Raw genomic sequence first — 19,043 nt, 5'->3', positions numbered from 1 at the left:
GCAGGTCGGACGGACGGGAAGGCCGGGACCGCGGAGGCTGGGCGCGCTGATCCGCTCGGAGCGACGGGCGCGCAGGTCAACCCCGGTCCGCGGCCCGCGTCCGCCTGACAGGCTGGGCGCCGTGTCTCCCTGGTCCCTCGCGCTGCTCAGCGGCGCCATCGGCGGAGCGACCCTCCTCGTCGGAGCGGCGCTCGCCTGGTTCGTCCGCGTCCCGCCCAAGCTGACCGCCGCGATCTCGGCGTTCGGCGCGGGCGTGCTCATCTCTGCACTCGCCTACGAGCTGGTGCAGGAGGCGGCCGACGACGGCGGACTCCTGCCGACGATCCTCGGCACGCTCGCCGGCGCCGTGGTCTTCGTCGGCGCGGACGCGCTGCTCACCCGCGCCGGCGCGGGGAACCGCAAGAGCGCGAAGGGCTCCGGCTCCGCGGGCGGCGGCACCGCCATCGCCGCGGGCGCGCTGATCGACGGGATCCCCGAGTCGATCGTGCTCGGCCTCTCGGTGGCGCAAGGCGGCGCGGGAGCGGCGATCAGCGTGCCGATCGTGGCCGCGGTGGCGATCTCGAACCTGCCCGAGGGGCTCTCCTCGACCGTCGGGATGAAGTCCGACGGCCGCTCCGCCCGCTACGTCTTCACCGTCTGGGGCGGCATCGCCGCACTCTCCGCGATCGCCGCGCTCGTCGGCTTCCTCGTCTTCGCGAGCGCGCCCGGAGCGGTCGTGGCGTTCGTCACCACGGTCGCGGCCGGCGCGATCCTCGCGATGATCTCGAACACGATGATCCCGGAGGCGTTCGACCGGGACGATGTGCTGACCGGGCTGTACGCCGTCCTCGGATTCATCACGGCGTTCGCGCTGCATTCCATTTCCTGAGACGCCGCGGAGCGGCGTCTCGCGGTCGGCGGAGTGCCGCACGCGTTCCATGGAGCGTCTCGCGTTCGCCGACGGGAATCCGCTGGCACGCGGATTCCCGGATACGGCTCGTGCGTGGCCGGGTGGCTCGGAGGACCGCCGGCCGATGGTCGGGGAGAGATGCATGGTGGTCGAGCAGCCCCGGAGGGGCGTATCGAGACCCGGCCTCTGCAGGACGGCGGATCTCGATACGCCCGCTCCGCGGGCTACTCGATCAGCATGGGGGCCCGCCGCGCGGGCGGCTCGATCAGCAGGGGGAGCCGGTCAGCCGCTGAAGGCGGTCAGGGCGTCGTCGAGCAGGGCGAGGCCGCGGGCGACCTCGGCGGGGGTGACCACGGCGGGCGGGACGACGTGGATGCGGTTGTCGGCGGTGAAGGGCAGGAGGCCCCGGGAGAGCAGGTCCGCCTTCAGGCGGCCGACGGCGGCGGCGGGCAGCGGCTCGCGGGTGGCGCGGTCGGTGACCAGCTCGAGCGCCCAGAAGACGCCGGAGCCGCGGACCTCGCCGATCAGGTCGTGCTTCGCCTCGAGGGCGGCCAGGCCGGGGGCGAGGTGCTCGGAGCCGATGGTCTTCGCGTTGTCGACGATGCCCTCCTCCGCCATGGCCTCGAGGGTCGCGACGACGCTCGCCGCGGCGAGCGGGTGGCCGGAGTAGGTGAGCCCGCCGGGGAAGACGCGCTCGTCGAAGTGGTGCGCGATCGGGTCGTCGATGAGGACGCCGCCGATCGGCACGTAGCCCGAGTTGACGCCCTTGGCGAAGGTGATCAGGTCGGGCCGGACGTCGAAGGCGTCGAAGGCGAACCACTCGCCGGTGCGGCCGAAGCCGGCCATCACCTCGTCGAGGATCAGCAGGATGCCGTAGCGGTCGGCGAGCGCCCGCACGCCGGCGAGGTAACCGGGCGGCGGCGTGAGGATGCCGGCCGTCCCGGGGATGGTCTCGAGCAGCAGCGCCGCGATCGACTCGGGGCCCTCGGCCTGCACGACGCGCTCGAGGTGGTGCAGCGCGCGCTCGCACTCCTGCTCGGGCGTCTCGGCCCAGAACTCGGAGCGGTAGAGGTAGGGACCGAAGGCGTGGACGTGCCCGCGGGCGTACTCGTTGGGGATGCGGCGCCAGTCTCCGGTGGAGACGATCGCGGCCCCGGTGTTGCCGTGGTACGAGCGGTAGAAGGAGACGATCTTGTCGCGACCGGTGTAGAGGCGCGCCATCCTGATCGCGTTCTCGTTGGCGTCCGCGCCGCCGTTGGTGAAGAAGATCTTCTCGAAGCCCTCGGGCGCGCGCTCGGTGATCAGACGCGCCGCCTCGGCCCGGGTCTCGTTCGCGAAGGCCGGGCCGACGGTGGTGAGGACCGCCGCCTGCGCCTGGATCGCGGCGACGACCTTGGGGTGCTGGTAGCCGATGTTGACGTTCACGAGCTGGCTGGAGAAGTCGAGGTAGCGGGTGCCGTCGACGTCCCAGACCTCGGCGCCCAGGCCGCCGGCGATCGGCAGCGGGTTGAGCGCGCCCTGCGCGGACCAGGAGTGGAAGACCCGCGAGCGGTCGGCGGCGGTGACGGAGGCGTTGGTGCTGCCGGTGGGAGTCGTGTCCGAGGAGGTCGTGTCCGAGAGCGTCATGCCTCCATGGTGCCGCGCGGGGGCCATTCGCGGGCGGCCCGCTTTGTCGAAGCGTCAGTCCTACGATGGACAGAACGTCGAATCCGATCCCGAGTGGAGCCGCCCGTGCCCGCGACCGTCCGCGATCTGCTCGCCGAGCCCGCCTTCCGCCTCCACGTCCTCGCGGGCGTGCACGACGAGGCGGCCCTCGACGCCCCGCTGGTCTGGGCGCACTCCTCCGACCTCGTCGATCCGACGCCGTGGCTCGAATCGGGGCAGCTGCTGCTCACCGACGGGGTGCACTTCGAGCAGGCTCCCGGGACGCAGGGCGCCGACTTCTCCGAGGCGTACGTGGCCCGCCTGCGCGGCCGGGGCATCCGCGCCCTCGGCTTCGCGACCGGCATCGTGCACGACGAGGTGCCCGCTCCGCTCATCGCGGCCTGCGCCCGGCAGGGGCTGCCGCTGCTCGAGGTCGCCGATCTGACGCCGTTCATGGGGATCATCCGCTTCGTCGCCGACGTCATCTCGCGCGAGCAGCGCGAGCGCCTGGAGTGGTCGCTGGAGGCGCAGCGCCGGGTCGCGCGGGCGGCGCTGCGCCCGGACGGCCTCGCGGCGATCCTCTCGGAGCTGGAGCGCCAGCTGGACTGCTGGGTCGCGCTCTACGACGCGGTCGGCCAGCGGGTGCACCTGCCGACCCGGCTCGACGTGCCGGAGGCGGCGGAGCGCTCGGTCGCGGCGGCCGTGCGCCAGGCGCTCGCCCGGGGCAGCCGCGCGGGGCTCCGGCTCGACGACGGCGGCGGCGTCACCCTGCAGACGCTCGGGCAGCGCGACCACCTGCGCGGGGTGCTCGCGGTCGGCACCGGCACTCCCCTGGATCCGGCCGGCAACGACCTGGTGGCGAGCGTGATCGGGCTCGCGAGCATCGCGCTCGAGCAGCGGCGTGCCCTCGACACCTCGCGGCGGCAGCTGCGCTCGGGTCTGCTCGAGCTGCTCGTCGCCGGGGCCTTCGACGTCGCGGCCCGCACGGCGCGGCAGCTCTGGGGCACGCTGCCCGCCGAGCCGGTCCGCGTGAGCGTGCTGAGCGAGCCGGTGCGCGGCGACTCGCTGCTCGACGAGCTGGAGGTGTTCGCGGAGGAGAACGGGGCGCGGCTGTTCTTCGCCGAGCGCGACGGGGCCCTCGTCGTCATCACGGGTGCGGACGACCTGGCGCTGATCGCGGGAGTGCTGGAGCGGCACGGTGCGCAGGCGGGGGCCTCGGCGCCGGTCGCCTGGGCCGAGCTGGACCGGGGGCTGGTGGAGGCGCGGCGCGCGGCCGATCGGGCGACGGCCGAGCATCCGCTGCTCCGCTTCGAGGACGTGTCGGCGCAGGGGATGCGCGGCCTGCTCACCGCGGCCGGCGCCGAGCCGCTCGCGCGGCGGCTGCTCGCGCCACTGCTCACCCCCGAGGGCGGCGTGCTGCTCGAGAGCGCCCGCGTCTGGCTCCGCTGCAACGGGGCGTGGGAGCCGGCCGCCCGCGAGCTCGGCGTGCACCGGCACACGCTGCGCAACCGCGTCACGGCGGTCGAGCGGGCGCTGGGTGTCGACCTGGACGACGTCGATGCTCGGACGGAGCTCTGGCTGGCGCTGAGCGTGGTCTGAGGGCGGCGTCCACCGCGCCTGCGGTGGGCGGGTCTCGATACGCCGCCTGCGGCGGCTACTCGACCAGCATGCGACGGCAGCCGCTCGGCAGCCAGGCCGGCCGCGGACGGGCCGACGCCTCATGCTGATCGAGTAGGACGCGCAGCGTCCGCATCGAGATCCACCCCTCCGGGGGCGTGCCTCAGTTTTGAGGGAAGCCAAGGTTGATGCCGCCGTGGCTAGGGTCAAGCCAGCGGCTCGTGATCGCCTTCTGCTGCGTGAAGAAGCGGACGCCCTCCGCGCCGTGGGCCTTGGTGTCGCCGAAGAGGGACGACTTCCAGCCGCCGAAGGAGAAGGTCGCGACCGGCACGGGGATCGGCACGTTGATGCCGATCATCCCGACCTCGACCTCGTTCTGGAATCGGCGGGCCGCCCCGCCGTCGTTGGTGAAGATCGCGGTGCCGTTGCCGAAGGCGCCGTTGTTGATCAGGGCGACGCCCTCCTCGTAGGACTGCACCCGGACGATGGAGAGGACCGGTCCGAAGATCTCCTCGGTGTAGGCCTTCGAGGTGATCGGGACGTCGTCCAGCAGCGTCGGGCCGAGCCAGAAGCCGTTCTCGTCGCCGTCGACCTCGATGCCGCGGCCGTCGACGACGACCTTCGCGCCGTCCTCCTCCGCGATCGCGATGTAGGAGGCGACCTTGTCGCGGTGCGCCTCGGTCACCAGCGGTCCCATGTCGCAGCCGCGGCGCCCGTCGCCGATGCGCAGGGTCGCGGCGCGCTCCTGGATCTTCGCGATCAGCTCGTCGGCGACCGGCTCGACGGCGACGACGACCGAGATCGCCATGCAGCGCTCGCCGGCCGAGCCGAAGCCCGCGTTGATGGCGGAGTCGGCGACGAGGTCGAGGTCCGCGTCGGGCAGCACGAGCATGTGGTTCTTCGCCCCGCCGAGGGCCTGGACGCGCTTGCCGTGGCGGGTGCCGGTCTCGTAGACGTACTGGGCGATCGGGGTGGAGCCGACGAAGGAGATCGACTTGACGTCGGGGTGCTCGAGGAGGCCGTCGACCGCGACCTTGTCGCCGTTGAGCACGGTGAAGACGCCGTCGGGGAGACCGGCCTCCTTCCAGAGGGCGCCGAGCCAGATCGCCGACGACGGGTCCTTCTCGGACGGCTTCACGACCACCGTGTTGCCGGCGGCGATCGCGATGGGGAAGAACCACATCGGCACCATCGCCGGGAAGTTGAAGGGGCTGATGATGCCGACGACGCCGAGCGGCTGCTTCACGGAGTAGACGTCGACGCCGGTCGACACCTGCTCCGAGTACTCGCCCTTGAGGTGGTGCGCGAGGCCGGTCGCGAACTCGACGACCTCCTGGCCGCGGGTGATCTCGCCCATCGCGTCGGAGAGGACCTTGCCGTGCTCGGAGGTGATGATCTCGGCGAGCTCGCCCTTCTTCGCCTCGAGCAGCTCGCGGAACTTGAACACGATCTGCTGGCGCTTGGCGAGCGAGGTGTCGCGCCAAGCGGGGAACGCGGCCTTGGCGGAGGCGACGGCCGCATCGATCTCGGCGGCGTCGGCCAGCGCGACCTCCTTGGTCGCGACGCCGAGCGCCGGGTCGTAGACCGGCGCGGTGCGGCCGGATGACGAGGGCGAGGCTGCGCCGTCGATCCAGTGGCCGACGGTGGACAGCGAGGTGGCGGGCGACTCGGCGATGCTCATGGGGACGAGGGTAGGCGGCGACGGCGCGGACGCGGGGAGCGGATGTGTCCAGGCACCGGTGCCTCGGATGGACGGAGCGGCACGGCGGGGGGATCTCGATACGGCCGCTGCGCGGCCTACTCGATCAGCATGGGGCGCCGCAGGCTCGGCCTACTCGGTCGGCGGCGCCGCCTCCGCCGCCGGGGCGAAGCGTGCCAGGGCCGCCGTGATGTTGTCCTGGCCGCCGCGCTCGTTGGCCCAGGCGACGAGCGCCTCCGCCAGCGCGACGGGGTCGTCGCCGACGCGGGCGACGGCGTCGTGCAGGACGGCCGCGAGCTCGTCGGCGGGCGAGGCGTAGTTCCAGAGGCCGTCGGAGCAGACGAGCACCCAGCCGGGCTCGTCGAGCACGGTGGAGGCGAGGGTCGGCGACTCGTCGTGCGCGTCGGCGCCCAGCCACTTGGTGATCGCGTGCGCGTCGGGCGCCGACTCGGCCTCGGCGCGGGGCACGCCCGAGGCGATCTGCTCCTGTGCCCAGGAGTCGTCGACGGTCAGCTGCCGGGCGGGGCCCGCGTCGGGGATCCAGTAGCTGCGGCTGTCGCCGACGTTGCCGGTGACCAGCAGTGCGCCGTCGAGGATCGCGGCGGTGAAGGTGCAGGAGGGCGGGTTGTCGCGCTTCTCGGGCACCGCGGCGTCGATCGCTCCGGAGGCGCGCGCGACCGCCATCTGCAGCAGCGCGCCCCAGCGCTCGGCGCCGTGCACCTCGCCGCCGACCTCGCTGCGCAGGGCGCTCAGCGCGGCTCGGGCCGCGGCGAGGGAGGCGGTGTCGGAGTCGGGGGTCGAGGAGACGCCGTCGCAGACCACCAGCAGCGCCGTCCGCAGGCCGCCGTCCTCGCCGGCCGTCGCGCCGAGCGCCATCGCGTCCTCGTTGGCCGCGTGCCGGATCCCGCGGTCGCAGACCCCGCCGACCAGCGGGTGCGGCGCCTCCGCCCAGTGCTCGCGCTCGGTCGGCGCGCGCTGACCGCACTGCTCGCAGTAGCCGTCGTCGGCGATCGCTCCCCCGCAGTGCAGGCAGGCGGTCGGGCCCTCCGAGCCGGCGGCGGGCGGGGCGGCCGCGGCGGCCGGGACGATCAGCGTCGTCCCGCAGGCCTCGCAGAAGGCGTCGCCGGTCGAGACCGGCTCGCCGCAGTTCGGGCAGGGCGTCGACAGCTCGGCGCTCACAGCGCTCTCCCCGCTCACGTCGCTCTCCCCGCTCACGTCAGCGTCCAGCGGCGCACGGCGTTCGCCCGGTCGACGAGGCGCAGGCGCTCCTCCTTCTCGCGGGTGGCGGCCGCGAGCGAGCGGTAGGAGGTCTCGAGGCCGTCCCGGAGGGCGGGCTCGGTGGCGTCGATCCCGCCGATCGTCGCGCCCTCGGCGGGGCCGTCGCGGCGGACCAGGTCGAGCGCCGACTCCAGCACCCCCGTCGTCAGCTCGAGCCGGGTCCGCGAGTCGATCGCCACCGTGTCGACACTGGCGAGCGCGGCGGAGAGCGACGGAAGTCCGCGGCCGGAGCCGGCCAGCAGCTCGGCGCGGCGGCGGCGGGCGTCGACGTAGGAGGAGCGGGTCGGCGTGACGATGTCGAGCGCGTCGAGCGCGCCGTCCAGGTCGGCCCGGTGCTGCCGGACCCGGGCGAGGCCGAAGGCGGCCGGCGCGGTGTAGTTGGCGTCGGCGCGGGCGCAGATCACGTAGAGCGACTCCGCCACCTCGGGCTCGCCGCTCGACTCGCAGGCCGCGGCGAGCGCGAGCTTGGGGGCGAGCTCGCCCGGCACCTGGCCGTAGACGGTGTTGAACGAGGCGCGGGCGCCGATGTCGTCGTGGCGGGCGAGCTGGGCCAGCCCGCTCATCCAGACCGCGCGCCACTCCCACGGGTCCTCGGTGAGGATCTCGCCGGTCGCGCGGGCGACGTCCTCCCAGCGCTCGGCCTCGATCGCCGCGCGGGCGCGGGCGAGCCGCACCTCGACGGTGACGGTCGGCGCGAGCGCGAGGGCGCGCAGCCGGACGATCGGGTCGGCGACGTTGACGCCGGCCAGCCAGGCGCGGGCCGGGTCGGACTCGTCGGTCTTCAGCCCGGGCAGCGCGTCCCAGGGCAGCGGACGGTCGACCACGTCGGCGACGGGCGCCTCGAAGAGCGCCGACTCGGTCGAGTGCAGCGCCGGGTGCCCCGGCCCGCGGTCGGTCGCGACGACCTCGCGCAGCACGCCGAGCAGCTGCCCGCGCATCTCGTCGACGGTGGCGAAGCGGTCCTGAGGATCGGGCGCGCAGGCCTTCGCGACCAGGCGGTAGAACGAGTCGTACTTCTGGAACAGCGGCGTCTCGGACACCGGCGGCAGCGAGGCGACGTAGGTGGTCTGGTTGCCGCGGAAGTCGAGGACGAGCGAGGCGATCGTCCGCCCGATGGTGTAGACGTCGGAGGCGATCGACGGCCCCAGCTCGGGCACCTCGGGCGCCTGGTACCCGACGGTGCCGTAGATCGCCGACTCCTCGTCGTCGGCCCGGCGCACCCCGCCGAGGTCGATCAGCTTGACCTGGTCGCCGACCTGGATCATGTTGTCCGGCTTGAAGTCGCAGTAGAGCAGCCCGTGGTCGTGCAGGTAGGCGAAGGCGGGCATCACCTCGAGGACGAAGGCGAGCGCCTGGTCGACGGGCAGCGGATCCGCGGAGCCGCCGTTCGCGTCGCGGCGCTCCTGGAGGATCTGCTTGAGGCTCGGACCGCCGACGTACTCCATCACGATGTAGCCGGCGCCCTCGTGCAGGACGAAGTTGTAGATCTCGACGATCAGCGGGTGCTCGACCTCGGCGAGGTACTGCCGCTCCGTCACCGCCGCGGCGTAGGCGTCCGGGTCGCCGGAGTTCAGCAGGCCCTTGAGCACGACCCAGCGGCCGGAGACGTTGCGGTCGCGGGCGAGGTAGATCCAGCCGAGCCCGCCGTAGGCGAGGCAGCCGACGACCTCGTACTGGCCGCCGACGACGTCGCCCTTCGCGAGCTGTGGCGTGAAGCTGAACGGGGTGCGGCAGTTGGGGCAGAAGCCCTCGGTGCGGCCGGGCTTGCCGTCGCGGCCGCGGCCGACCGCGGTGCCGCAGTTCGAGCAGAAGCGCTTGCGCTCGGGGAGCACCGCCTCCTTCATCAGCGCGGCCATCGGGTCGGCGGCGGGGCGCGAGGGGACGGTCGTCAGCCCGGCGCCGAGCCGCGGTCCGCGCAGGCGGGTGGAGGTGGTGCCGACGCGGCGGGTGGTCTTCGAGCCGGTCTGCGCGGTGCGTGCCGAGCCGAGCGCGGCGGTCGCGAGGCGGGCGGAGGAGGTGCGGCCGCTGCGGGCGGTCGCCGCCTCCTCGGTGCTGGAGCCGACGGGGGCCTGCGCGTTCGGCGCGCCCTCGGCGAAGCCGGTGCCGAAGGCGGCGGAGGCGGTGGCGGGCGCGGGGCCGGCCGCGGGAGCGGGGCGGCGCGCGGTGGGAGCGGACACCGCGACGGCCGGCGCCTCCGCCGGCAGCCCGCAGACGTTGCAGTAGCCGTCCTCGATCACGCCGGTGCAGCCCGGGGTCGAGGTGCAGGGGTCGCCGTTCATGAGCTGGCCTTCCGGTGGTGCGAGGGAGACGGGGCTGTGGGCAGGTCGCGGGTGACCACGTCGTACTGCTCGACCAGGTGGCGGGCGAGCGGCACCGAGCAGGGCACCGCGTCGAGCGCGGCGCGGACCTCGGCGTCGGCCGCGACGCCGACGGCGGAGGCGGCCCGGCCGTTGGCGGCGGCGCGCTCGCGCAGGGCCCGCAGCCGGAAGCCGAGGGCGGCCCGCTCGCGCAGCGGCGAGGTGTAGGCGGCCTCGACGGCGTCGAACGCCCGGCCGACGGCGGTGAGGCGGGCGAGGTGCGCGTCGAGCGCCTCGCGGCCGGTCGGCGGCTCGCCGAGGCGCGAGACGTCGGGCACCGCGAGGCGGGGCGGATCCGCGATCTCGCGGCGGCAGCGGGCGACGAGCTCGCGCAGCGGCGCCTCGCGCAGCTCCGCGGCGGCGGCCAGCTCGCGGGCGCGGACCCGGTCGTGCTCGAGGCCGCGGCGCTCGGAGGCGGCGATGATCAGGTCGCGCTCCAGCCGGGCGGAGTCGCTCTCGAGCTGGCCGAGCGGCCCGGAGACGTCGGCGCCGCGGCCGGCCTTCTCGGCGAGGGCGTCCAGCCGCGAGCGGAGCACGGCGACGCGCTGGGCGGCGGCCTGGTCGACGGTGCCGCGCGCATCGCGGGTGAGGTCGCGGCAGCGCTCGATCTCGGCGCGCACCCCGACGATCCGGCCGGCGACGTCGGTGCCGCTCGGGTCGAGCTCGAGGCGCGACTTCAGCTGGCCGATGACGGCGTCGCAGAGCCGGACGGCCTCGACCAGCGAGACGGCGGCACTGCCGCCCGAGCCGGAGGAGTCGAGGCGTCCCCAGATCAGCTGCGACATCCGCTCGCGGGCCACGGCGTCCACGCGGCCGGAGTCCCAGACGACCTCGAGCTCGGCCAGCCGGCGGGTGACGGACTCGCGCAGCGACTGCGCGAGGACGACGTCGGCGGTGTAGCTGTCGGCCTGCGGCGAGGCGAGCGCGGCGGCGTCGAGCCGCGAGAGCTCGCGGGTCGTCCGCTCCAGCCAGCGGCCGAGCTGAGCGAGGTAGTCGAAGAGCGCGCGCTGCGGGATCGCCTCGCCCAGGCGCCCCGGAGCGACGGGCGTCCCCTCCGAGACGCCCGCCTGCGCTCCCGTCACTGCCGCCATCAGCGCCCGTACACGGCGGCGGGCGGCGTCGCCGTGCCGAGATCGCCGAGCCAGCGGTCGTAGATGCTCTGCCAGCGGCCGTCCGCGCGGATGCTCTCGAGCGCCGCGTTGACGAAGCGCACGTAGTCGGTGTCGCCGGCGGGCATCCCGAGGCCGTAGGGCTCGGAGCTGAGCTGGTCGCCGATGACCTTGGCGTACGGGTCCTGCGCGACGAAGCCGGCGAGGATCGTGTCGTCGCCCGCGATCGCGTCGACGGATCCCTCCTGGAACTCCGCGAGGCACTCGGTGTGCGTGTCCGCGGCGACCGCCTTCACGTCGGGGTAGTCGCTCTCGAGCCGGCTGAGCGTGGTGGTGCTCCGCGGTGCGCAGACGTTCTGCCCGGCCAGCTCGTCGATGCCGTCCGCGTCGTTGCTCTCGGAGACGAGCACCTTCAGCCCCGCGGCGTAGTACTCGGAGGAGAACGCGATGCTGCTCCAGCGGTCGCAGGTCATCGTCAGCGTGCGGGCGACCAGGTCGACCTGCGGCGTCGCGGCGTCGCCGCTGAGGGCGGGCAGGCGCTGAGCCGAGGTGATCACGACGAACTCGATCGCGGTCGGGTCGCCGAAGATCGCGCGGGCGATCTCGCGGGCGATGTCGATGTCGAAGCCCTCGATCTCGCCGGTCAGCGGGTTGCGGGAGGACATCAGAAGGGTGTCGGCCGAGACGCCGACGCGGAGCTTCCCGTAGTCCCGGATCTGGGCGAGCCGGGTGCTGTCGGTGACGCCGGTGGGCGCGTAGGAGGTGACCGCCGAGGGCGAGCACTCGGCCGTGGCCGGAGCGGCGGTCGACGGCGCGGACGCCGTGGGGGTCGGCGTGGTCGCCTCGGTGATGGTGCCGAGGTCGCTCGCGCCGCTGGTGCAGCCGGAGACGGCGAGCACGGTGCCGAGCAGGAGCGCGACGGCGCCCGTGCGCAGGGTGCTGAGGCGGGTCATCGGTACTCCTCCAGTCGCTGCGCGACGCCGCGCCAGGCGAGCAGGGCGCCCACCAGGCCGGCGGCGAGCAGGATCCAGGAGGCGACCGAGGCGGTCGCGCTCCCGTCGTCGAGCTCGGTGCGGGTCGCGTTCGTGTCGTCGACGATCGCCAGCCGCGCGTCATCGGCGAAGGCGTCGAATGCGACGTTGGCGGACTCGGGCTCCGTCGAGGTGGCGAGCAGGACCGCCCGGTCCCAGTTCCCGCCGTCGTCCTCGGCGCGAATCGCCGCGTGCAGATCGAGCCACGCGTTCAGCTCCGTCAGCAGCGCCCCGTCGACGATGCCGTCGTCGACCCCGGCCTGCAGCCGGTCCCCCGCGTCCTTCGCCGCCGCCTGGAACTCCGCCTCGAGGGCCGCTCCCGAGCCGCGCTTGATCAGCGTGAAGCTCTCCAGCGACTTCGCGTCGCTCGCCGCGGTGAGCGCCTGCGAGACGACGAGGGTCGCCTGGTAGGGCTCGGCGCGGACCGCCGCCGCACGCCCCGCGATCGAGCCGAGCAGGAGCGCGCCGCCGATCCCGACCAGCAGCAGCAGCCCGGTGGCGGTGGCGAGCGGGCGGTTGAGGTAGCGGTGCGTCCGCCGCGCCAGCCAGACCTGCGCCGCGATCAGCAGGAGCAGCATCGCGAGCGAGCCGATCAGCAGCAGCACGCTGAAGCGCACGGTGTCGTAGGCGGCGGCGACGCGGTCCGCCCCGCGGGTGACCAGCCCGTTGAGATCCGTGAGGATCCCCTTCTCGGAATCGGTCAGCTGCGCCGAGGCCTGGTCGAGGTACGCGGAGCCGACCGGGAAGCCCTGCCGGTTGTTCGCTCGCGCCTGCTCGATCAGCCCGCTGTAGGTGGTCAGCTTGGTGGCGACCTTCGCGAGGGTCTCGGCGTCGTCGGGCTGCGTCGCGGCGAGCTGGGCGATCCGCGAGGACGCGTCGGCGAGGTTGTCCACGTAGGTCTGGCGCTGCTCCGCGGGCTCGAGTCCGCCGACCAGGAAGGTGTTCGCCGCGATCGCATTGGCGTCGACGAGCTGGTTCCGCACGTCCTGCACGCCGATCAGCTGGGCGGCCTGCTCGCGGGCCTCCTGCGCGGCGCGCGCCTGCAGCGACGCGGCCTGCTGGGCGAAGACGCCGAACAGCACGGCGGCGAGCGCCGTCAGCACCAGCAGCAGGCGGAGGGTGCGCGGAGTGGTCGACGTCGCACGGGCGAGGAGGCTCGGCCGCCGAGCGGCCGGCGCGGTCTGCGCGGCTGCGGGCGGAGCCGGCGGCGCGGCAGTGGCGATGCTCATGCGATCTCCTCGGTCGATGCGTCGGTCTCGGACTCCGCTGCCGGGGACTCCGCTGCCGGGGACTCCGCGTCCGGCAGCTCCGCCTCCACGACGTCCTCCGCCTCCAGGGTCCGCAGCTCGTCGAGCGTCGGCTCCTCGGTGTCGCGCAGGCGCCAGGCGTGGCGCGCGATGGCCGCGTCGAGCACGTTGCGCACCCAGCGCCCGTTGCCGAACGCCTCGGTGCGCTCCTGCGCGGCGGCGACGTCGGCGAAGGCGGCGACCGCCTCCTCGGTCGGGGTGAAGTCGGCGGCGGCGGCGAGGCGCGCGAAGATCGCGGACAGCTCCTCGTCGCTGTAGTCCGCGAAGTCGATGGTGGTGGAGAAGCGGCTCGCGAGCCCGGGGTTGGTGTCGAGGAAGCCCTGCATCGGCCCGGAGTAGCCCGCCACGATGACGACCAGGTCGCCGCGGTGGTCCTCCATGTCCTTGACCAGGGTGGTCACCGCCTCCGCGCCGTACTGGTCGAGCGCGAGCGCGTAGGCCTCGTCGATGAAGAGCACGCCGCCGCGGGCCGAGGCGATCACCTCGGCGGTCTTCATCGAGGTCTGGCCGAGGTAGCCGGCCACCAGCTCCGAGCGGTCGACCTCGACGAGCACGCCCTTCGAGAGGATGCCGAGCGAGCGGTAGATGCGCGAGACGAGACGCGCGACGGTGGTCTTGCCGGTGCCCGGATTGCCGGTGAAGACGAGGTGCCGGGTGAGCGTCGGCGTGGTGAGACCGGCGGCCTGGCGCAGGGTGTCGATCCGGAGCAGCTGGGTCTGCCGCTTGATCTCGCTCTTCACCCGGTCGAGGCCGATCAGCGCGTCGAGCTCGGCGAGCAGGTCCTCGATCGCCTCGGGCGGCTCGAGCGGCTCGGGCTCGGCTTCCGGCGCGGGAGAGGCGGGCGGCGCGGCGGCGGCCGGGCCCGGCTCGTCCTGCGGCCCGTCGTGCTCGGTCCGCCGCAGCCGCGCGAGGATCTCGTCGACCCCGGGGACTCCGGCGGGAAGATCGCGCGGGAGTTCGGGCGCGGAGGATCCGGCCGGCGAAGCCGCCGCTCCCTGCACAGCCCCCAGCTGCGCCGCCGCCGTCGCCGACGCCGCCGCGATCCCGCCGATCCCCGGCTGCCCGAGCGAGCTCGCCGCGGACACGACCTCGGTCAGCGCCCGCGCGTACGCGCCGGCCTGCTCCGAGTGCGCCGCGACCAGCCCGGCGAGCAGATCGGTCGGCGAGCTGCGCCAGCGCCGGGCGCTCGACGCCGCGGTGAAGAACGCCTCGAGGCCGCCGGTCGTCCCGGTCTCGGCGAGCCAGTCCTGCCCCGCCCCGGTGATCGACTCCGCGACCGCCGCCGCGAGCCGGGCGCCCTCGGCGCGCACGGCGGCGCCGTCGAGCCCGGCCGCGGCTCCGACCAGGACGAGCGCGTCGAGTGACGCCGGCAGCGTGCTCACGAGGCGCTCGGCGGGGTCAGCGAGCCGGGAGCGGTCGGCGTCGTCGGAGCGGCCGGCGCGTCGAGCCCGCTCGACAGCGACGACTCCGTGAACTTCTCGGCGAGGAACTGCCCGTGCGCGATCAGCGCCGAGGCGTCCTGCCGCGAGACGGCGTCGGAGATCCGGTCGAGGGTGCCCCCGAGCAGGTCGAGCTGGTCGCAGAGGATCATCAGCGAGGTCTTCCCCTTGTAGACGGCGCGGCGGTCGGCGAAGTCGCGCGGCAGGCGCAGGTAGCCCTCGACCGCCTCGGGCAGGTAGCTGGTGGCCGTCGCGACGACGGTGTGGCCCTGCCGGCTCATCCCGCCGAGGCGGTCCAGGCGCGGCACCATCTCGCGCACGGTCTCGTCGACCCGGCGGATGCGGGCCGCGACGATCGCCGGGACCTTGCCCGCGGTCTCCGCCGCGACCCGGTCGAGCGCCGCGAGGATGTCGTCGCTGGACGGCACGCGCGGGAGTGCGGGCGCGGTCTCCTCCGGCACCGAGTCGGTGCCGCCGAACAGGCGGGAGAGCCAGCCCATCGGCTAGCGGCCGAGATCGAGCGAGGAGGCCGCGTCGATGTCGGAGTTGCTGCGGCGGGCCCGCTCGACGTACTCGCCGGCCTTCGCGGTCTCGACCTGAAGGACGCCGACGGTCTGCGCCATGCTGTCGAGCGCCTTGATCTTGAAGTCCGAGATCGAGTCCATGGTCTGGTAGATGTTCGCGAACGCCGCCTGCAGCTGCGGGAGCCCGACCGTCGCCGACGCCGCCTGCGACTGGATGCTCGCGGACTGCTCGGCGAGCATCCGCGAGGTGGCCTCGATCATGTTCGAGGTCGTCGTGTTCAGCGCGGTGATCTGGTCGAGCACGAGGCGCTGGTTGGCGAGCGCCTGCGCGACGATGACCGCCGTGCGCAGCGCCGACACGGTCGTGGTGGTCGCGCGGTCGACGCCCTTGATCAGCTCGACGTTGTTCTTGATCACGACGTCGATCGCCAGGTAGCCCTGGATCGAGACGGCCAGCTGGGTCAGCAGGTCCTGGTGCTTCTGCCGCGCGTAGAAGAGGACGTCCTCGCGCAGCGCCCGGGCGCGGTCCGGGTCGGTCGCGTCGAGCTCGGCGATCTTCGCGGACAGCTTCACGTCGAGGCGCTCGGCGACGTAGATGTACTCGTTGAGGCGCGTCATCGTGTCCCAGAGGTTCTGCTTCTCCAGGTTGAGCGCCGCGTTGTCCTTCCGGAGCTCGTCCTGGCCGTCGTAGAGCGCCTGGATGATCGCGTTGAGGTGCGACTGCGCGCTCTCGTAGCGGCGGAAGTAGTCGGTGATCTTGTTGCCGAACGGGATGAAGCCGAGGATCTTCTTCTGGATGTTGTCCTCGGAGGGGTCGAGGTCCTCGACGGTCCGGCGCAGCTCCAGCAGCGTCTTGCCGATGTTCGAGCCCTCGGAGAGCCCGCCCTCCTGCAGCGCCCGGACGGGCGTCTTCAGCAGCCGGTTCGAGGAGTCGGCGGCCGAGCGGATGTCGGCGTCGCCCATCGTGCGGATGTCGTTGGCCTTCGCCGCGAACTCGGGGCTGCGGGCCTCCGCGGACATCAGCGACGCGAGGTAGCCGTCGACCTTCGCCTCGAGCCCGGGCAGCGCCTGCTCGGGGACCTTCGGCGCGATCGACGGCGCCGAGGTGGTCGCGACGGCGGCGACGGGCTCGGGCGGCGTGAGCGAGAGAGCGTTCTGGGGCGGCTGCAGGGCCTCGGTCATCGGGGGATCCTCACCGTAACGGGCGCGCACCGTGACCGGCGCTCGGCGCCGACTGGACGAACGTGGCCCCAGCATATCGCCGGGGAGTGAGCGCTCCCTCAGACTCCCGCGGGCCGCCGCCGGAGCGTGGCGACCGCGACTCCGCCCAGCGCGATCGCGCCGCCGATCAGCGCCGCGGCCGGCGGGGTCTCGGCGAGCAGGAGCCAGGACAGCAGCACCACGACGGCCGGGACCGCGTAGGTGGTGGCCGCCGTGCGCCCGGCGCTGGAGCGGGAGAGGACGTAGCCCCAGGTGGTGAAGGCGACGGCCGTCGGGAACACGCCGAGGTAGACGACGGCGGCGATCGAGGAGGCGGGCGCGGCCTGCAGCGAGGCGACCAGCTCCGGGGCGAACGGCAGGCAGGCGACGGTCGCCGCCAGGCAGCCGATCCAGGTCATCGTCATCGCGTCGACGTGCCCGAGCAGACGCTTCTGCAGCGTCGCGGCGCTGCCGTAGAGGACCGCTGCGGCGAGGCCGAGGACGACGCCGATCACGTCGAACTGCCCCGAGGAGGTCGAGAAGGCGATGACCGCGACTCCGGCGAGCGCCACCGCCATGCCGCCGAGCAGACGCCGCGGGAAGCCCTCGCCGAGGAGGAGGCCCGCGAGGACCGCGGTGATCATCGGCGCGATGTTGACCAGGAGCGCCGCGGTGCCGGCGTCGACGTGCCGCTCGGCCGCGTTGAGCGCGAGGTTGTAGACGCCGAACCAGGCGACGCCCCAGACGAGCACGAGCAGGAGGATCCGGCCGCGCGGCACCCGGCTGCGCTCCGGACGATCACCGCGGCGGCGCGCCGTGATCACCAGGCGCACGACCGTCAGGGCGATCGAGCCGACCACGATGCGGCCCAGGGTGAGGGCGCCCGGGCCGAAGTCGTCCGCGGCGAAGCGGATCCCGACGAAGGCCGAGGCCCAGAGCAGCACCGTCACCGCGATCGCCGACCAGAGCAGGGCCGCGTCGCGGCGGCTCGGGACGGCGGTGGTGCGGGAGGGCGCGGTGCTGGTCATGGACTCATCGTGGCGGGGCGGCGGGCGTCAGCACCAGTCCACGGTTCTACCGGATCGTGCAGTGCGGCTTCATGATCGCTAGGGTCGGCGCATGCTCGACGTCCAGCGCCTCCGCGTCCTCCGCGCCGTCGTCGCGGCCGGCTCGATCGTCGGCGCCGCGTCGTCGCTCGGCTACACGCCCTCGGCGATCAGCCAGCACCTCGCCGCCCTGCAGCGCGAGACCGGGCTGACGCTGCTCGAGCGGGTCGGGCGCGGCGTCCGGCCGACCGCCGCGGGCCGCACCCTCGCCGAGCAGGCCGACCGCGTGCTGGAGCGGCTCGGCGAGGCGGAGGCGGTCGTCGCCGACCTGCGCGCGGGGCGGGCCGGGCGGCTCTCGATGACCTACTTCGCCTCCGTCGGCAGCGCGTGGATGCCCGAGGTCGCTCGGCGGCTGATCGCCGGCTTCCCGCAGCTGGCACTCGATCTGCGCCTGGGCGAGGAGGTGGCGGAGGACCCGGCGGCGCGGCCGGACGTGCAGCTGCTGGTCGCGGAGCCGGGTGGGACGGCGGACTCACCCGGCTTCACGGCGCACCACCTCATCGACGATCCGTATCTGGCCGTCCTGACCCGGTCGCACCCGCTCGCCGGGCGCGCCGAGATCGAGCTGGCCGAGATCGCGGGCGACCGGTGGATCGACAACGACCTGCCGACCGGCTGGTGCCGCCGGACCCTCGTCGACGCCTGCGCAGCGGCGGGGTTCACGCCGCGCTTCCACGTGCAGGCGAACGATCACGTGACGGCGGTCGCCTTCGTGGCGGCGGGGATGGGACTCACGGTGCTGCCGGCGCTGGCCGCCCAGCCCCTGCCGGCCGGGCTCGTGGCGGTGCCGCTGGTGCGGCCGCGCCCGCTGCGGTCGATCCACGCGGTGGTGCGCGGGTCGGTGGCGTCGTCGGCGCCGGTGCGGGTCGCCGTCTCGGCGCTGGTGGAGCTCGCGGGAGCCGGCTCCGGGCGGTGAATCGCGCCGCGGAGGCCGCGGGGCGCGCCGATACTGCGCTGCACAGGCCGGTTCGCAGCAGCGGGGAGCACGATGGCGGCGTGACCTCCGTCGAATCCGTGACCCGCTCCGCGCCCGCGCTCGGCGGGCCGCGCATCCTCCGCCAGCGCTGGACCGAGGCCGCCTTCCTGCACTGGCGCGTCGACCCGGCGCTGGTCGCGCCGCACCTGCCGCCCGGAGTGCGCCCGGACGAGCACGACGGCGCCTCCTGGGTGGGCCTCATCCCGTTCCGGCTGTCGCGGACGGCGTTCCTCGGCGGGCCGCGCGTGCCGTGGCTGGGCACCTTCCCCGAGGTGAACGTGCGGCTCTACTCGATCGACCGGCACGGGCGCCGCGGAGTCGTCTTCGTCTCGCTCGAGGCGTCGCACCTTCTGCCGGTGCTCACCGCGCAGGCCGTCTTCGGCCTGCCCTACCGCTGGGCGCGGATGGGGATCGAGCACCGCCACGGTGCGGTCATCTACACGACCGAGCGGATCGGCGATCCCGCTGCGCGCTCGCGGATCGTGGTGCGGCCGACCCCGGGCACCGACGCCTCCGAGGACCCGCTGGCCGGCTTCCTCACCTCGCGCTGGGCCTACCACGAGCGCCACCTGGGCTCGACCTGGTACGGCCGCAATCTGCACCGGCCGTGGCCGCTGCAGCGCGCGGAGCTGCTCGCGCTCGACGACGGGCTGCTCGAGGTCGCGGGCTTCCCGGGGCTGGCGACGCGGGCTCCGGACTCGGTGCTGTACTCGCCGGGCGTGGAGACGGTGTTCACGGTGCCGCGGCGGGTGTGACACCCACGGTCCCCCAGAGCTGAGGTGATGGCTCCTCCACAGGGACGACTTCGGCGAGTTCTCCGACGATCCGTCGGAAGGGGCAACCGGAAGTCGGTGGTCTCTGGAACCA

Annotated in this window: 15 protein-coding genes; 4 read left to right on the top strand and 11 right to left on the bottom strand. The window is 74.1% G+C overall.

Going from position 1 to position 19,043, the window contains the following annotated elements; all coding sequences use genetic code 11:
* Window positions 1-121: 121 nt before the first annotated feature.
* Complete coding sequence (locus C1I64_RS00180; RefSeq protein WP_127885844.1) at window positions 122-868, top strand: ZIP family metal transporter; 747 nt, start codon at window positions 122-124, stop codon at window positions 866-868.
* Between the two features lie 303 nt (window positions 869-1,171).
* Here the strand turns inward: C1I64_RS00180 and C1I64_RS00175 are convergent, their stop codons facing one another.
* Entirely contained in the window at window positions 1,172-2,515 is a 1,344-nt protein-coding gene (locus C1I64_RS00175) for an aspartate aminotransferase family protein (RefSeq protein ID WP_127885843.1), read from the bottom strand.
* Between the two features lie 105 nt (window positions 2,516-2,620).
* Between C1I64_RS00175 and C1I64_RS00170 the strand changes: the two genes are divergently transcribed.
* Window positions 2,621-4,132, top strand: a complete 1,512-nt coding sequence (locus C1I64_RS00170) for a PucR family transcriptional regulator (protein WP_164874405.1) — start codon at window positions 2,621-2,623, stop codon at window positions 4,130-4,132.
* A 181-nt stretch (window positions 4,133-4,313) separates the two neighbouring features.
* Here the strand turns inward: C1I64_RS00170 and C1I64_RS00165 are convergent, their stop codons facing one another.
* From C1I64_RS00165 to C1I64_RS00120, 10 genes are all read right to left on the bottom strand, one after another.
* On the bottom strand, window positions 4,314-5,831 hold the full coding sequence (locus tag C1I64_RS00165; RefSeq protein WP_123444932.1) for a CoA-acylating methylmalonate-semialdehyde dehydrogenase: 1,518 nt from the start codon (window positions 5,829-5,831) through the stop codon (window positions 4,314-4,316).
* A gap of 150 nt (window positions 5,832-5,981) precedes the next feature.
* A complete protein-coding gene (locus C1I64_RS00160; protein WP_244209370.1) occupies window positions 5,982-7,046 on the bottom strand; it encodes a PP2C family protein-serine/threonine phosphatase in 1,065 nt (354 codons plus the stop codon).
* A 14-nt stretch (window positions 7,047-7,060) separates the two neighbouring features.
* Window positions 7,061-9,406, bottom strand: coding sequence for a serine/threonine-protein kinase (locus tag C1I64_RS00155; RefSeq protein ID WP_127885841.1), 2,346 nt, complete (start codon window positions 9,404-9,406; stop codon window positions 7,061-7,063).
* Complete coding sequence (locus C1I64_RS00150) at window positions 9,403-10,575, bottom strand: hypothetical protein (protein WP_127885840.1); 1,173 nt, start codon at window positions 10,573-10,575, stop codon at window positions 9,403-9,405. The genes C1I64_RS00155 and C1I64_RS00150 overlap by 4 nt, the downstream gene beginning before the upstream one ends.
* Complete coding sequence (locus tag C1I64_RS00145; protein ID WP_127885839.1) at window positions 10,575-11,546, bottom strand: glutamate ABC transporter substrate-binding protein; 972 nt, start codon at window positions 11,544-11,546, stop codon at window positions 10,575-10,577. Before C1I64_RS00145 ends, C1I64_RS00150 begins: the two co-directional genes overlap by 1 nt.
* Window positions 11,543-12,853, bottom strand: a complete 1,311-nt coding sequence (locus C1I64_RS00140; protein ID WP_127885838.1) for a hypothetical protein — start codon at window positions 12,851-12,853, stop codon at window positions 11,543-11,545. The genes C1I64_RS00145 and C1I64_RS00140 overlap by 4 nt, the downstream gene beginning before the upstream one ends.
* Entirely contained in the window at window positions 12,850-14,313 is a 1,464-nt protein-coding gene (locus tag C1I64_RS00135) for an AAA family ATPase (protein ID WP_127885837.1), read from the bottom strand. Before C1I64_RS00135 ends, C1I64_RS00140 begins: the two co-directional genes overlap by 4 nt.
* A complete protein-coding gene (locus tag C1I64_RS20295) occupies window positions 14,310-14,870 on the bottom strand; it encodes a hypothetical protein (protein ID WP_185019940.1) in 561 nt (186 codons plus the stop codon). Before C1I64_RS20295 ends, C1I64_RS00135 begins: the two co-directional genes overlap by 4 nt.
* A 3-nt stretch (window positions 14,871-14,873) precedes the next feature.
* On the bottom strand, window positions 14,874-16,076 hold the full coding sequence (locus C1I64_RS00125; RefSeq protein WP_123701898.1) for a toxic anion resistance protein: 1,203 nt from the start codon (window positions 16,074-16,076) through the stop codon (window positions 14,874-14,876).
* Window positions 16,077-16,174: 98 nt separating this feature from the next.
* On the bottom strand, window positions 16,175-17,122 hold the full coding sequence (locus tag C1I64_RS00120; protein ID WP_127885836.1) for a DMT family transporter: 948 nt from the start codon (window positions 17,120-17,122) through the stop codon (window positions 16,175-16,177).
* A gap of 91 nt (window positions 17,123-17,213) precedes the next feature.
* Between C1I64_RS00120 and C1I64_RS00115 the strand changes: the two genes are divergently transcribed.
* Both C1I64_RS00115 and C1I64_RS00110 read left to right on the top strand, forming a co-directional pair.
* Window positions 17,214-18,116 carry a LysR family transcriptional regulator gene (locus tag C1I64_RS00115; protein WP_127885835.1) on the top strand — a complete coding sequence of 301 codons (903 nt, stop codon included), beginning with the start codon at window positions 17,214-17,216 and terminating at the stop codon, window positions 18,114-18,116.
* A gap of 80 nt (window positions 18,117-18,196) precedes the next feature.
* Complete coding sequence (locus C1I64_RS00110; RefSeq protein WP_207901590.1) at window positions 18,197-18,931, top strand: YqjF family protein; 735 nt, start codon at window positions 18,197-18,199, stop codon at window positions 18,929-18,931.
* The last annotated feature ends 112 nt before the right edge of the window (window positions 18,932-19,043 follow it).

Origin of the sequence: Rathayibacter festucae DSM 15932 (genome assembly GCF_004011135.1) — a bacterium.
Classification (GTDB): domain Bacteria; phylum Actinomycetota; class Actinomycetes; order Actinomycetales; family Microbacteriaceae; genus Rathayibacter; species Rathayibacter festucae.
The sequence above is the reverse complement of the archived record's forward strand: the minus strand, read 5'-3'. Positions and strand labels throughout refer to the sequence as shown.